11 protein-coding genes are annotated in these 13,806 nt (G+C 63.4%); 2 read left to right on the top strand and 9 right to left on the bottom strand.

The features are described from left to right. Positions 1 to 54: 54 nt before the first annotated feature. The 8 genes from EIC84_RS09105 to EIC84_RS09070 all read right to left on the bottom strand — a co-directional run bounded on the left by EIC84_RS09105 (position 55) and on the right by EIC84_RS09070 (position 11,022). Positions 55 to 1,023, bottom strand: a complete 969-nt coding sequence (locus EIC84_RS09105; protein ID WP_003068508.1) for a siderophore ABC transporter substrate-binding protein — start codon at positions 1,021 to 1,023, stop codon at positions 55 to 57. Between the two features lie 79 nt (positions 1,024 to 1,102). Then, positions 1,103 to 3,124, bottom strand: coding sequence for a ligand-gated channel protein (locus tag EIC84_RS09100; RefSeq protein ID WP_003068506.1), 2,022 nt, complete (start codon positions 3,122 to 3,124; stop codon positions 1,103 to 1,105). A gap of 350 nt (positions 3,125 to 3,474) precedes the next feature. Next, positions 3,475 to 4,800, bottom strand: a complete 1,326-nt coding sequence (locus EIC84_RS09095) for a DUF445 domain-containing protein (RefSeq protein WP_003068502.1) — start codon at positions 4,798 to 4,800, stop codon at positions 3,475 to 3,477. Between the two features lie 67 nt (positions 4,801 to 4,867). After that, a complete protein-coding gene (locus EIC84_RS09090; RefSeq protein WP_003068500.1) occupies positions 4,868 to 5,998 on the bottom strand; it encodes an HlyD family secretion protein in 1,131 nt (376 codons plus the stop codon). Then, the gene (locus EIC84_RS09085; protein ID WP_131361371.1) at positions 5,995 to 7,143 is read right to left on the bottom strand and encodes a hypothetical protein; all 1,149 of its coding nucleotides are present in this window, start codon (positions 7,141 to 7,143) and stop codon (positions 5,995 to 5,997) included. The genes EIC84_RS09090 and EIC84_RS09085 overlap by 4 nt, the downstream gene beginning before the upstream one ends. Positions 7,144 to 7,158: 15 nt before the next feature. Further along, positions 7,159 to 8,271: a TolC family protein gene (locus EIC84_RS09080; protein ID WP_034362853.1), complete on the bottom strand. Its 1,113-nt coding sequence runs from the start codon at positions 8,269 to 8,271 to the stop codon at positions 7,159 to 7,161. 10 nt (positions 8,272 to 8,281) lie between these two features. Then, a complete protein-coding gene (locus EIC84_RS09075; RefSeq protein ID WP_003068498.1) occupies positions 8,282 to 9,607 on the bottom strand; it encodes a glycosyltransferase in 1,326 nt (441 codons plus the stop codon). 2 nt (positions 9,608 to 9,609) lie between these two features. Beyond that, on the bottom strand, positions 9,610 to 11,022 hold the full coding sequence (locus tag EIC84_RS09070) for a hypothetical protein (RefSeq protein WP_003068497.1): 1,413 nt from the start codon (positions 11,020 to 11,022) through the stop codon (positions 9,610 to 9,612). Between the two features lie 519 nt (positions 11,023 to 11,541). Here EIC84_RS09070 and EIC84_RS09065 point away from each other — a divergent pair. Together EIC84_RS09065 and EIC84_RS09060 are read left to right on the top strand one after the other, a co-directional pair. After that, positions 11,542 to 11,787 carry a DUF3297 family protein gene (locus EIC84_RS09065; RefSeq protein WP_003068494.1) on the top strand — a complete coding sequence of 82 codons (246 nt, stop codon included), beginning with the start codon at positions 11,542 to 11,544 and terminating at the stop codon, positions 11,785 to 11,787. Positions 11,788 to 11,798: 11 nt separating this feature from the next. Then, positions 11,799 to 12,503, top strand: a complete 705-nt coding sequence (locus EIC84_RS09060; RefSeq protein WP_003068489.1) for a hypothetical protein — start codon at positions 11,799 to 11,801, stop codon at positions 12,501 to 12,503. 82 nt (positions 12,504 to 12,585) lie between these two features. On the opposite strand, the gene hmpA is transcribed toward EIC84_RS09060, so the two are convergent. After that, entirely contained in the window at positions 12,586 to 13,764 is a 1,179-nt protein-coding gene (gene hmpA / locus EIC84_RS09055; protein ID WP_003068487.1) for an NO-inducible flavohemoprotein, read from the bottom strand. Positions 13,765 to 13,806 lie beyond the last annotated feature (42 nt).

Here is a 13,806-nt window from a genome sequence, read left to right as displayed (position 1 = left end):
ACCCCTTTGTTTATTGGCGAGAGCAGCTATTAAATTTGCCACCTCCCGCGAAGCCTAGCGCTCGAATGCAGCGCGAATCTGCCGCGCATTGGCCCGCATGGCCTGGGGACCGCTGCTGCCCAGCAAATACCAGAGCTGGGGATCGACGAACACCAGCTGCTGCTTGCGGCCTGCACGGGTGTTCTTGATGGTGTCGTTGTCGAACAGCTCACGCGACGGCACCACCGGCTTGCCGTCCTTGTCCCTGGTGCTGCCCGTGCCCGCATTGCGGTCGATCACGAACAGCCACTCTGGGTCTATCCTGGCAATATCGTCCATCTTCAGCGCAATGCCGCGCGCCTGGACCGGATCTGTGGGCAAGGCAGGCTTGATGCCCAGCACGTCATGCAGCAGACCGAAGCGCGAACCCGGGGTCTGGGCGCTCATGTTTTTGTTGACGGCCAGCACCAGCAGGCCCGGTGCGGCCTTGGCTGCGGCAGCGCGGGTGGCCTGCACATCGCTGCGCACCTGCTGCATGAGCTGCTCGCCCTGCGCCTGCTTGCCCCAGAGGCTGGCCAGTGCGGTCACATTTCGCTGCATATCGCCCAGCAAATCCTTGCCCGAGGTACTCAGATCCAGCGTGGGCGCGATGCGACTCAGCGCTTCGTACTTGCTGGCCGAGCGGCCGGCCACCACGATCAGATCGGGGCGGATGCGGCTCAGCGCCTCGTAGTCGGGCTCGAACAGCGAGCCAGCCACCTGATAGCGGGCATCGGCGTAGCCCGCCAGATAGGCGGGAAAATGGACCTTGGGCACTCCCGTCACCGGCAGCTTGAGCGCCTGCATGATGTCCAGCGAAGCCAGGTCGTACACCACCACACGCCGGGGAGCGAAAGGCAGCTCGGCCACGCCCCTGGCATGCTCGACCTGGATACGGACGGGTTGGGCCGCAGACGGCTGGTCCGCCTGCGTTTGCGCCCAGGCGGTTCCGGCCGTCGTCAGCAGTGCCAGGGTGGCGGCGCGACGGCTGATCAGTTGCTGCATGAAGAACCTTGAAAAGCAAAACAGAAGAAAAGTCAGTAGCCCTTGCCGCGAATCTTGGCAACGGCTGCGATGGCGATAATCAGAACTTGACGTTCATGCCCAGCCAGTAGCGGCGGCCGTCGAGCACAGTGTCGTAATTGACGCCGTCATAGATGACCTGCTTGTCCAGCAGGTTGTAGATGCCCGCATACAGCGTGACGGTCTTGCTGAGCTTGTAGGAGCCGCCCAGGTCCAGCATGGTGTAGCTCTTCTGGGTGAAGCTGCCCGAGGACGCTCCGCCCGTGGGGGCGCTTTCCTCACCGCGGTAGGAAGCCTTGAGCCAGCCGTTGAGCTGGGCCGTGGGGCTCCAGTCCAGCGAGACATTGAACAGATGGCGCGGCAGCTGGTTCAGCGGCAGGCCGGCAAACTGGCCGCTCTTTTGCTCGGACTTGGTGAAGGTGTAGTTGGTCTTCAGGCGCAGCGTCTTGCTCAACTGGGTGCCCAGCGAAGCCTCCACGCCGCGCGTGATGGCGTTGTCCACATTGATGTTCGTGGTGGGCACGCGGCCCGAGCTGTTGAGCGGGCCGCAGCTGGGGCAGGCCACGCGGGTTATCTTGTCCTCGAACTCGTTGTCGAACACCGTCAGCCCCGCCGTGGTGCCGGCGCCGCTGTCGTAGAGCACGCCGATTTCCTTGGTCAGCGAGGTTTCGGGCTTCAGATCGGGGTTGCCGTAGATATTGCCGCCACGGCTGCTCTGGCCCCAGTCACCCACGGTCTGACGCAGCGACGGCGCACGAAAGCCCGTGGAGACACCGCCCTTGACCGTCCACTGCGGGGCCAGATTCCACACGCCATACAGGCGCGGGCTGACCTGGCCGCCAGCCTGGCTGTCATGGTCGTAGCGCAGGCCGCCGGTCAGCGCAAAGTCCTGGTGCAGACGCCATTCGTCCTCGGCAAACACGGCCCACTGGCTGCGGTTGATGCTGGTGCGGCTGGCATTGGGCAAGGTGTTGGTGGTGGTGTCCGTCAGGTCCTGCTCGTTGTAGCTCACACCCGTGGTCAGCAGATGACTGGCCCCCAGCGGCGCCACCCAGCTGCTGTTGAAGACCGTGTTCTTGATGGTCATGTCGCGCGACAGATTGCGCGTCTTCTCCTGCTGCAGATAGGTGTCCGAGGACGCCCAGCCCCAGCGTCCCTTGTGCTGCAGCGAGAAGTTGTCGCGCTCGAACTTGCGGTCGCTGAGTGCGGCCGTGGCCGCCAGTGTCTTGCCCGGCGTCGAGGTGTAGTGCTGCTTGCCCGTGCCCAGCTCGGCAATGATGTCGTGGTCCTTGTTGGGCGTCAGTGCCAGCTTGACGTTGAGCGCGCGGTTGTCGTAGTCGTTGTAGCCGTTGAGGATGTTGTCCTCGCCTCGCTTGTTGTAGTTGCCGTAGATGCTCAGGCCCAGCAGATCGGTCTGTATGGGGCCGGACAGATAGAAATTGCTCTGGTAGATATTGCCCGAGGAAGAGCGCTCCTGCAGCGTGGCCTCGGTGCGGATGGAGCCCATCCACTCTTTGGCCACCTTGCGCGTGATGATGTTGATCACGCCCCCCATGGCGTCCGAGCCGTAGAGCGAGGACATGGGGCCGCGCACCACCTCGATGCGCTCGATCGCCTCCAGCGGCGGCACCCAGCTCTGGTCGGTGCCGGTGGAGCCGTTGGCCTGGGTTTCGCGGGTATTGGTGCGCTTGCCGTCCACCAGGATCAGGGTGTAGTTCACGCCCATGCCGCGCAGGCTGATGTCGTTGGAATTGTTGTCCGAAGGCACCAGATTCACGCCGGGCACATCGCGCAGCGCATCATGCAGATTGTTGTAGCTGCCTTTTTCCAGCTCTTCGCGGGTGATGACGGAAATCGAGGCCGGCGCATCCTTGATCTCCTGCTCGAAGCCCGAGGCCGTCACCACCACGGTCTCCAGCGATTTCTCCTGTGCCGCCGTCAGCCCGTGGGTCAGCAGGCCTGCTGCAGCCAGCGCCATGCCCAGCACAGGACGCAGCGACCGGCGGGTGGTGAACAGAGGACGGAAAGACGAAGACGCGCAGGCCATGGCCAGGCCTGCAGCAGCGGCTGCATGAATTTGCATGATGAGTTTGGAAGAAGATGCACATCGACCAGACACGGCTGCGCCTCATGGCCAAAGCCACGAACAGCAGGTGCAGGTCAGCGAAGCATTCGCGCTGTTGGAGTGATGAAGAAGGCAATCACGATCTGCACATGAGATCGTCCTGGCTAAACCATGCAGCGGGGCATGGCGGCATGCAGTCATTCAATGGGCATGCCTGGCTGAGTCAAAGATTACCGCAAGGTCTTCTTTTTGCGAATAATTCTCATTGTAACCGCAACCAACAGGCCTTCCAAAGAATTTTTACTGTTAAGTACTTTGACAAGGACGCTAACCAGCGCCAACTGGCACCGGCTGCGGCTCATAGAGCTTTATCCCAGCCAGGCCAGCAGGCTGCGCCACAGGGCCGCGGCATGCGAGATCAGAAACAGCAGCAAACCGATGGCGCCGCCCACCAGCGTGCCGTTGATGCGTATGTACTGAAGATCCTTGCCGATATGCGCCTCGATCAGCGTGGCCAGTTGCTCGGCATCCCAGCGCTGCACCGTGTCGGCAATATGTCTGGCGATGAACTGCGAGACATCGGGAGCCAGCGTCGTCGCCCAGCGCTTGAGGCGCTCGTTCATGGAGTTGCGCAGCGCCTCGTCATGCGCCAGTGCCTGGCCCAGCCAGCGCCCCATCACGGCGGCACGCCGTGCCATGGCCGAGTTTTCGTCGGCCAGATCGCGCTCCAGCTTGGTGCGCCAGCCTGCCCATAGCTCGCGCAGATAGACGGCCAGCTTCTCGTCATGCAGCAGATAGTTGCGCAGTTTTTCTACCCTCTCGGCGTAGACCGGGTCGTTCTGCAGACCGTCGATCAGGCGCTGTATGGAGCTGTCGAAGGCCTCGCGCAGACGGTGGCCGGGGTTCTGGGCCACGTCCTGCAGCAGGCTGTCCAGAGCGCTGGCGATCAGACTGGCGCCCTTGTCGCTGAGCCAGTCCGTGGGCAGCATTTTTTCCTTGATCGGGTGCTCGCGCTTGAGCCAGACCACGATGGTCTGCGCAATCAGCACATGGGTCTGCTCCTGGCGCAGCACGCGGCTGATGCGTGCCAGCACATCGTCGAGCACCTCCTGATGGCGCCCGCCCGCCGTCAGCCCCGACAGCAGCGATGCCGCCGCGCGCGACAGATCCACATGCTGCATCACGGCCTTGAGCGACTGGGTCAGAAACTTCTCTACCTGCTTGTCCTGCACCATCTCCAGCGCGGCCAGCGCCAGCCGCGCCACCTGCCTGCCCAGCAGCTGGCTGTTGGCGGGAGCCGTCAGCCAGTCCGCCAGCGCCTGGGCGGGGTTGTTGCGCTCGATCAGCGCCACCAGCGAAGGCACGTCGAGAAACTTGTCGCGCACGAAAGTGGCCAGATTGCGGCCTATGCGATCCTTGTTGCGCGAGATGATGGCCGTGTGCCGCCCCACCAGCGGCAGCGGAATATGGCGGAACAGCGCCGAGACCGCAAACCAGTCGGCCAGCGCCCCCACCATGGCAGCCTCGCAAATGCCGCGCAGACAGACCAGCCATAAAGGCACGGCCTGCCCCTCTATGGCCCAGCGCGAGCCGGCCAGCGCAGTGGCGATGAAACCTGCGGCCACCAGCAGCAGCAGAACCAGCGGCATGCGCTTGGCCTGCTGCAGTGAGCGACGTTGTTCAGACGTGAGCATGCGCTAGAGCATACGGCCTCTCGGCCCGCTCGTCTGCAGCCCAGGGCTGCCGCCAGCATCGGACGGGTCAGCCGACCTTGACGTTTGCCGTGAAATCAGCAAGCCGGTGGTCCTGGCTCCAGGGCCACCAGTTTCTCTCAAAGCGCACATCAATGGGCAGGCGGTTGACGCGGTGCTCGGCAGGCAGGGCCTGTAGCGGACGCAGCTTGACCACCACCGCGGCGCTTTGCGACTCCATCGGGCCCACGCGCTCGGCCGGGATGCGCTGGGTTTCCGAGAAGACCTCATCGACCTCGGCCGGCACCTTCTGCCCATCCAGGAAGACCAACGTGGCCTTCTGGCCCTTGCGCGCGTACCTCAGGTGCTGGGGCGTCAGATAGGCCTGGACCCAGGGCGCCTTGCGCGTCTGCAGCACCATCAGCTCGTCTCCGGCCACCACCCATTCGCCTGCCTTGACGAAGCTGCGCACCACCTGCGAGGGCACGGGCGCCATCAGATCCGCAACCGGCGTGATGTTGCCGGCCTGTGCCAGACCGACAGCCTGGCGCGTGGCCGCAGCATCCTTGGCCGCCTGCAGATACAGGGCGCTCTGCTGCTGGCTGGCAACCAGGATTTCGCGCTGGGCACGGCCAATCTCGGCCTGTGCCTGCAGCATCTGCAGGCGTGCCGCGTCCACTTCCTGGCGCGTGGCCGCGCCCTGGCGGAACAGCTCATCAATCTGCCGCACGCGATCCTGCATCAGGGACATGCGGCCCTGCATGGCCTGCAGACTGGACTGCAAGGCCTTTTGCTGGCCCTGCAGATCCTGGCGCTGCATCGCATAGGTATGGTCCGCGGAACTGGCCACCACGTCGGCTGCCTGCACCGTACCGGCCGCCGGCGTGGGCACCTGCTTTTGCACCACACGCAGCACGCGCGCGCCCTGCTCTGTAGCCTGCCCCTCCGGGGCGACCTGCTCCACCTGGCCCGTGATCGGTGCACGCACCACGACCTGGTCGATGACCACCATGCCGGGCGAAGCGCGCAGCACCGTACTGCTCACGGTTTTGTAGACAAAGTACAAGGGTATCAGCAGCACAATGCCCAGCACCAGATACCAGCGCCAGCGCGGCACCTTGCGCTTGACGTTGTCGTACTTGACGGGAATGCCATTGCTGACTTCCGCCGAAGCCGGCGGAGCATTGAATTGGATCTTCACGGTTGAGCCTCCATATAGTCTTCCCAGGACTGCACGACGACGCCTTTGAAACCGGGCACCGTCCGCAGCGCTTGTGCCACGCCCTGCCAATGAACCAGTGCCTGGCGCCTGCCTATGCGAAACAAGCTCTCTTCCGAGGGCAATTCCTTTTCAATGCTTTGCGCCACGGCCAGGTCCAGCCCCTGAGGCATGGGCGGCAGCTGCTTGATCACGTTCACCGTGCTCTGCGCATTGGCGCTGTAGATCATGGGCACGACTTCCTTGACGCCGGCCTTCTGCAGGGCCTGCAGAAAGCCGGGTTCGCGCAGTTCGCGGTGGTGGGTCGTCAGCGAGATCGGCAGGCGACTTTGAGTCACCGCCTCCTGCAGGCTGTCGAGCACATTGCGGCCCCAGTCCTTTTGCTGTACCTCGGGCAATTGGCTGCGCTCCAGGTCCAGGTGGACCATGCCGAACGGCATGGATTGCACCTTCTGCAGCAGCGCCAGCATGTTGCCGCGCCCCTTGGGCAGCACCCAGGTCGGCTCGCCCAGCAGCAGCTCCAGCCGGATGCCGCGCTGGCGTGCACGCTGCGCCAGCTGCTCCAGTCCCTGGCGAGCCTGCTCGTCGGCCGCCAGGCGCTGCAACTGCTCTTCGGTGAACGACACCAGAAGGCGCTGCGTGCCTTGCGGCAGCTGGTCGATGCGGGCCGGCTGCTGCACCCATTGCCAGCCTTTCCATGCATACCAGCCGGTTCCCGCAGGTGCGGCTGCCGCAGCGGCTGCAGCGGGTTTGGCAACGCCCGCTTCCCCGCTGAGCCTGGTCTGCTGCGCCACTGCTACCAGTCCGTCAGCACCCACTGCGGAAGCTGCGGCACCAGTACGCTGCAGCACCGCAGCCTGCAGGGGGTCGTCGCTACGCACCTGCAAGCTGCAACCACGCGTGTAATACAGCATGTCCATAGCCGCCAGATCCTCTCCTTCGGCGGAGCTGATATAGCGCACCGCCGCTTCGTAGCGGCCGTTGTCGGCCTTGATGGTCTGCACCATGCCGTCACCGCCGAGGCTGGGCGCGCGCAGTTGCGCCACACGCAGCCCTTCGGTGGCCGCTGCATAGCGCTGGGCACTGCTCTTGAGTTCGCCCTGGCTCAACCTGTACTGCTCCAGCACGGTCTGCTGCTCCAGCTACAGCTTGCCCTGGGTCTGCGCGTATTGCTCGGCCGCCTCGTCATACTGGCCCTGCAGTTTGGCCGCCATCGCATCCTTCTGACTGCGCCATTGCAGGGGGATGGACACATCCACCGCCACGGCCGTCGCATGGCCGGGGCTGCCGCCGAAATCCTTGCTCAGGCTCTGGCTCAGTTGCACGCCGCCCGTCACTCCGCCATAGCGCGTGTGCCGGGCCTGCTCCCGCAATCCTTCCATCGCATAGCGTGCAGATTCCAGCGCGGGATGCGTGTTGAGCGCATCCTGCAGCATGGCCGGATTCATGCAGGTCTGCGGCAGGGCCAGAGCCGGCACCGACTGGGCGCGCAGACGGCGGCCGGTCAAAAAACCCATTTGCTGCAAGGCTGCACGCTGCATTTCCTTCTCCTTGGCCACGCGGTTCTGCGCGGCTTCGTAGTAGCCCTGCAGGTCCAGCCCTTCAGAGCGCAGCATGTGGCCGCCAGCCACGCGCTCCTGCAGCCTGCCCTCGATCTGGGAGCGCGTGGACAGATAGGCCCGCGCCACCTGCTCGCGCTGCTGGCTGCGCAGATAGCGCACATACAGCCGTCCCAGCTCCGTCACGGCCTGGGCCTGCAGCAGCTGGGTCTGCGCGGTACTGCTCAGTTGCTCGGTCCTGGCCTCCTGCACATTGCGCCGGCGTGCTTCCTCGGCGCCCAGAAAACTCCAGCGCAGACCAGCCTGACCCGACAGACGGCTGTAGTCGCGGTTCAGGGTATCCGTCACCGGCTCCTTGGCGCGTGCCAGGCCGGCAGCCGCGATAAGCCGTGCACCGTTGTCCGACTCGACCAGCTTGAGGTTGCTGCCGGCCACATGCTCCTTGAGGCGCGCCAGCCGCACGGCTGGCGCCTGCTCCGCGCTCCAGGCCTGCAGGTCGGCCCAGCTCCATGGCTGGCCCGTGTCAGCGGAAGCGACAGGAGCACGCGTCTCAGACGCTGCGGATACGGCAGTGGTAGTCTGCGCGCTCGCGCTTGTTCCCAGCATGGAAGCCAGCAGGCTGACGCCTATCAGGCCGCTCAGGGCACGGACGCGGTGCGGCCCACCCGGCAGGTAGTGAAGGGAAAATGGTTTCATGCGTTGGTTTTTAGAATTTGTTCTTGCGCAGCACCCAATTGGGCGCCATGGACGAGTCCAGGTGCGAATGGGTCAGCGCTTCCACCAGGATGGCGTAGCCGCTGTGCACCCGGGTCACGAAGGCAAAGAGAGGAAACAGCGGCAGGTACGGCAGATAGGACAGGTCCAGCCGGATGCGCTCCGACACCGTGGCCAGGTAGACCAGGTAGTAGGCCAATAACAACAGCAGATAGCCCAGGTAGACGAAAGCCAGCGTGCCCAGCACGATGCCCAGCGGCTGGATGAACAGCAGCATTGCCAGCGATCCCACGATCAGATAGGGCAGCACCAGCTGCATAAGCAGGCCGTTGATAAGGGTGAAAAGAAAGTTCGGCCACCCCAGCAACGAAGGCCGCAGGTTGAAACGGTACTTGCGCACGAACAGGTAGTACATGTCCCCGTCCCAGCGCAAGCGCTGCTTGAAGAACACGCGCCAGGATTCCGGTGCGTCGGTATGCCCCATGGCATGCGGCTCGAACTTGATGCGCATGCCGCTGTAGCGACCGAAGTACTGCTTGATGCGCAGCGTCATGTCCAGGTCCTCCGCCGTCCCCGCGTCCCAACCGCCAAGGTGCCGGACCAGCGAAGTCCGGAACACTCCAAAGGCACCCGAGATGTTGTTGACGATGTTGAACTCGGACAGGCCCGTTTTGCCACCGCTGATGGAGAGCATGTATTCCAGCCCCTGCATCTTGGTCACCAGGTTTCTGCCCTGGTTGCGCACACGCAGATTGCCCGCAACCCCCGCCACCAGTGGGTCGTCGAAGTGGCGTGTGGCGTTCTCCACCATGTCGTTGTCGAACGAGGTATCGCCGTCCAGTGCCATCACCACGTCGCCCGTGGCCAGCGTCAGCCCCGCATTCAGCGAAGACACCCGGCCGCCGCGCTGCCACTTGGGCAGCACGGTGACTTCGCGCCCCTCGGTACCTTCCCAGCGTTTGGCCTCGGACAGTGCCGCATGCAGCGTGTCGCTGTTCTTGATAGCTCCGTCGATGATCGGAATGAGCTGGATGCGCCCCGCATAGCGCTGATTCACCAAGGAGCTGATGGTCTTGCGCACATCATCGCCTTCGGAATAACAGGTGATCAGGCAAGACACGGACGGGTACTGCAGGCGCCGGACCGGAACACGCCAATGGCGCAACCCGTAGCGCAGCATCCCGCCGACGACCAGCACATAGAACGGCAGTTCCAGCAGGACGATGAACGGGAACAGGTTGAATGCCTGATCCCATGCGCCCCGGGTGCTGAAGCTGTGCGCCAGCAGCAAGAAAGATTCCACAAACTGCTGCCACATGGTCAGGCCTCTTGCAGCGTGTCGGCCTGCATCTTCCGCATCAGATTGCTCGCGGATGGTGCTTCGCTGCCGTCGTTCATGGCCTTGACTTCCATGCTGCGCAGGTGCACCGACAGGGCCAGGCGCTTGGCTTCACCCTCTTCCTCGGCCAGCTTTTCCATGGTTTTCTCGATGCGGCTTTGCAGGCCCTGCGGCATCGTGTATGGCAGGATCACCCACAGGCTGTGCTCGTCCACGCGGGTAATCAGATCGGACTCGCGCAGCTGGGCATTCAGGCGCACGGCGAGTTCGTCCAGCAGCTCGGTGATCTGCCAGGGGCTGAGTTGCTGCGCCGGTAGCCCCTTGTGCTCGAGCTCCATGCGCATCAGGTGGAAGCTGAACTGCGGGTTGCGCGCCTGGATGTCGCTGGCCCAGCCCAACATGCGCTTGAAGCCCTGCGGGTCCACATAGTTGCGCGCCTTCAGCGGCGGGTAGGCCTCGCCCACTCCGCCATTGCGCACAGCCTGACGCCCACTGGCGCTCAGCATCAGCGTGGCGACTTCACGCACCTCCAGCTCGTCGGGCGTGCTCGTGCGCGCACAGTCCAGGCAGCGCGCCTGGACCATGGAATCGACCGATGAGCGCTGGCAGCTGCGGCAGTGGTACTGGGCCAGCGGCTTGTCGTAGTCCACGCCGATGTGACGCAAATGCACATGGCATTTGGGGCAGTCCAGCGCACCGCCTTCAACGAACTGCGATTCGGCGCCGACATGGCCGCAGGCAAAGCAGTGCAGCATTGACTCGCGTCGGGTGTCCAGGCTCTGGCAATGCGGGCATACGTCCACGAAATGGATGTGCGCCGAGCCGCAACCCGAGCACAGCCGGGTGCGGTCCACCAGCCCCTCGGAGCGCAGCAGCCCGCGGCGGCGCAGCTCCTCCAGCGCCTGGGACACGCTCTCCTGTGCGCAGGCCAGTTGCTCCGCGACCGGATAGCGGTAGAGCTGGTCGCTGTCGCGGTCGAGCAGCGGCCGAAAGCCCGTCTGCGGCCCGCGTTCGTAGAGGAAGTACAGCAGACGCTCCTCCAGCCCCAGCACATCGCCAGGATCGGGCAGCATCTGGCGGCGCAAGGCCATGCCCTCGGTGACTTCATGTGCCCTCTCCACGCTGCACAGCGCATCCACGTACGGCTGCGCGTCGCGCAGCGCCGGTTCCGCAAAGACCGGCAGGCTCCACCAGTCGCTCTGGCGGGTGCGATTGAGCCATTTGCGCCAGACCTGGTGCGGCACGGCACGCAAATAAATGCCCTGCGGCTGTACACCGGAGTGCATCAGCGCATCCAGATCCTGATAGGAGACAGATCGCTCTGACTCAGGGACGGCTGTAGTGAGTGGCCCCAGAAAAACCAAGCCTGCCTTGGTGCGGATGGCTGTATCCATCAGACTCTCCTGTGTTGCGCGCGCCGGGCTGCACAAGCTCGGGGCGCTGTTTCGGAGAGCTCATTTTTCGGTTTGGAAGTGAAGCTTCGACTACCGTTTTCATAGCTTTTAAACTTTGAAAACCAAGTTGCATTTAGCAAACAAACAAGCTGTACAGCCGTTACGCTACATCCACATACAGAGTTGGACATTCACGCTGTTCCTGCCTTATCAATTCGGGTTTTCATCAACCCGAACTTCCCTTGGGCCTATCGGGGTGACAACACAAACCAACACAAAAAGTCACCGTCGACACACATGAGCAGCGACTCAGCGGAAACTGTATGCAGACATGTAAAACCGAACCGGCCATCTGGCGCACGCACAGGTAACATTTGCGGCAGTCAATAACCCCAGGAATTGACAAAAGTAGTCCAACAGCTTGTTTTCACGCAGGAAGAAAAGCAGGGACTCATGGCAGGAGCTCACCGGACTAGCCAGCAAAGCAGAGGACAATAGGCGTTTTTGGATCCGCACGATATGACCGACATACAACGCCCCGAACTGCCCGACCATCTGTCCGTTGACCCTCGCAGCCCCCACCATGTGGCCGCCGTGTTCGAGCACGACATCGGCATCCGCTTCAACGGCAAGGACCGCTTTGACGTCGAGGAATACTGCGTGAGCGAGGGCTGGGTCAAGGTGCCCGCCGGCAAGACCCTGGACCGCAAGGGCAAGCCCCTGCTGATCAAGCTCAAGGGTACGGTCGAAGCGTATTACCGCTAAACCCAGTCCCCGTGGCCGCACAACGCCTGAACAAGCGCCAGCTCAAGCGTGAGCTGAATGCCGTGCGGCCATACTCTCGCAGCCAGATCGCCGATGGACAAAGGCAAGAGGCCGGGCTGCGACACAGAATCACGGAGGGCGAGCTGGGATGGTTGATGCCCGGGCTTGCGCTGCCTTGGCAAACCTGGGTGCAGCAGGTGCTGCGACCCGAAGCCATCGCTGTACAGCCCGCGCTTTGCAGCAGCTTCGTTTTAGGGATGGACATACCGCTGCTGCAACGCTTTGCCGCAGAAGTGCCAGAGTCCAACAGACTCTATGTACACAGCCTGAGCGATGCTCAAGCGCTGGTCTTCGGCGATGCAGGGCACTGCGTCAAGGCCACCCTGCAGCAGGGGCAAATCAGCGACTGGCAAACCAGTCCCGCGGAAGCCTCCGAGCCTGAAACACGATTGCGCGCAGCAGACGCCACGGCTTTGCATGCTGCATGGCAGTGCTTTGCTCAAGAGATGGATTGCCCCGCCAACCTGAGCCAGTTCCGCGCACAAGTGTTTGATGCTGGTCTGCAGAGCCAGCGTCTGGTTTGCATTTCACCCATCACGCTGGATTGGATGGATCACTACGCCAACATCCACACCGACTGCCGCTGGTTCAATGGTGTCAGCCGCATCCTGGATGGCAGGGAAATCATTCACACCATAGTGCATGGAAGAGACTGAAGGCTTGAGTTCAAGCCTGTTCAGCCTCTCCCCCTTTCACACCAAGCGCATAAAGCTATTTATTCAATAGCATTCAGCTCGCTCAAGCCAGAGCTTCCGCAGGACCGAAGAACTCGTAGTGCACCTGGGCCTCGGGCACGCCCAGCTCGCGCAGCGACTGCTTGACACTGCGCATGAAGCCGCGCGGGCCCAGGAAGTAGACATCGGCATCGCGCGACTCGGGCAGCCACTGGGCCAGTCGGTCAGTGCTCAGCAAGCCCTGGGCATCGACCTCGTCGCCCGCGTCCGCCTGGTCGTAGCAATAGCGGCGCGTGAGCTGCTCGTGGCTGTTAGCCAGCGCATCGATCTTCTCGCGGAAGGCATGCACGCCGCGATCGCGTGCGCAGTGGATGAAGGTGATCTCGCGCCCCGTGGGCAGCGCGGCCTGCAGCATGGGCAGCGTGGGCGTGATGCCCACACCGCCGCTGATCAGCACCAGGGGCTTGGCATTGGCCTGCAAGGTGAAATGGCCGGCAGGCGGGAACAGCTCCAGCGTATCGCCCACATGCAGCTGGTCGTGCAAATGGTTGGAGACCTTGCCGCCGGCCTCGCGCTTGACGCTGATGCGATAGCTCTTGCCGTTGGCAGGCGCCGACAGCGAGTAGTTGCGGCGCTGCTCCAGGCCGTCGACCACCACGCGCAGGCCGATGTACTGGCCTGGCTGATGGGCAATCACCGCGCCGCCGTCCACGGGTTCCAGATAGAAGGACGTGATCTCGGCGCTTTCGGCCTCTTTGCGCACCAGCTTGAAGGCACGCGCACCACGCCAGCCGCCTTCGGCTGCCGCAGTCTGCTCGTACACCGCGCGCTCCGCACCGATCAGGATATCGGCCAGCTGCTGATAGGCGGCGGCCCAGGCGGCAATCACCTCATCCGTGGCGATCTCTGCCCCCAGCACCTCGCGAATGGCGCGCAGCAGGCAGGCACCGACGATGGGGTAATGCTCGGCCTGCACCTGCAGCGCCACATGCTTGTTGATGATTTGCGCAGGCAGATTGCCCAGGTTTTCCAGTCGGTCGATGTTCTTGGCATACATCAGCACGCTATGTGCCAATGCTCGCGGCTGGGCACCGCTTTGCTGGTGCGCCTGGTTGAACAGCGGGCGCACCTCGGGATACTCACCCAGCATGGTCTGGTAGAAATGCGTGATCAGGGCCTCGCCGCCGGTTTCCAGCAGCGGCACGGTGGCCTTGACGATCTCGCGTTGACGTTCGGTAAGCATGCAAATCTCCTGGTTGCTGCCTTGCCAGCTGCAAGGCTTGAG

Source organism: Comamonas sp. A23 (assembly GCF_004522605.1).
Lineage (GTDB): Bacteria > Pseudomonadota > Gammaproteobacteria > Burkholderiales > Burkholderiaceae_C > Comamonas > Comamonas thiooxydans.
This window is presented reverse-complemented; position numbering and strand designations above follow the sequence as displayed.

What these genes read in the sequence shown, in the direction of transcription:
- EIC84_RS09105 (WP_003068508.1), bottom strand. Translation starts at nt 1,023, where the DNA reads ATGCAGCAACTGATCAGCCGTCGCGCCGCCACCCTGGCACTGCTGACG.
- EIC84_RS09100 (WP_003068506.1), bottom strand. Translation starts at nt 3,124, where the DNA reads ATGCAAATTCATGCAGCCGCTGCTGCAGGCCTGGCCATGGCCTGCGCG.
- EIC84_RS09095 (WP_003068502.1), bottom strand. Translation starts at nt 4,800, where the DNA reads ATGCTCACGTCTGAACAACGTCGCTCACTGCAGCAGGCCAAGCGCATG.
- EIC84_RS09080 (WP_034362853.1), bottom strand. Translation starts at nt 8,271, where the DNA reads ATGAAACCATTTTCCCTTCACTACCTGCCGGGTGGGCCGCACCGCGTC.
- EIC84_RS09075 (WP_003068498.1), bottom strand. Translation starts at nt 9,607, where the DNA reads ATGTGGCAGCAGTTTGTGGAATCTTTCTTGCTGCTGGCGCACAGCTTC.
- EIC84_RS09070 (WP_003068497.1), bottom strand. Translation starts at nt 11,022, where the DNA reads ATGGATACAGCCATCCGCACCAAGGCAGGCTTGGTTTTTCTGGGGCCA.
- EIC84_RS09065 (WP_003068494.1), top strand. Translation starts at nt 11,542, where the DNA reads ATGACCGACATACAACGCCCCGAACTGCCCGACCATCTGTCCGTTGAC.
- hmpA (WP_003068487.1), bottom strand. Translation starts at nt 13,764, where the DNA reads ATGCTTACCGAACGTCAACGCGAGATCGTCAAGGCCACCGTGCCGCTG.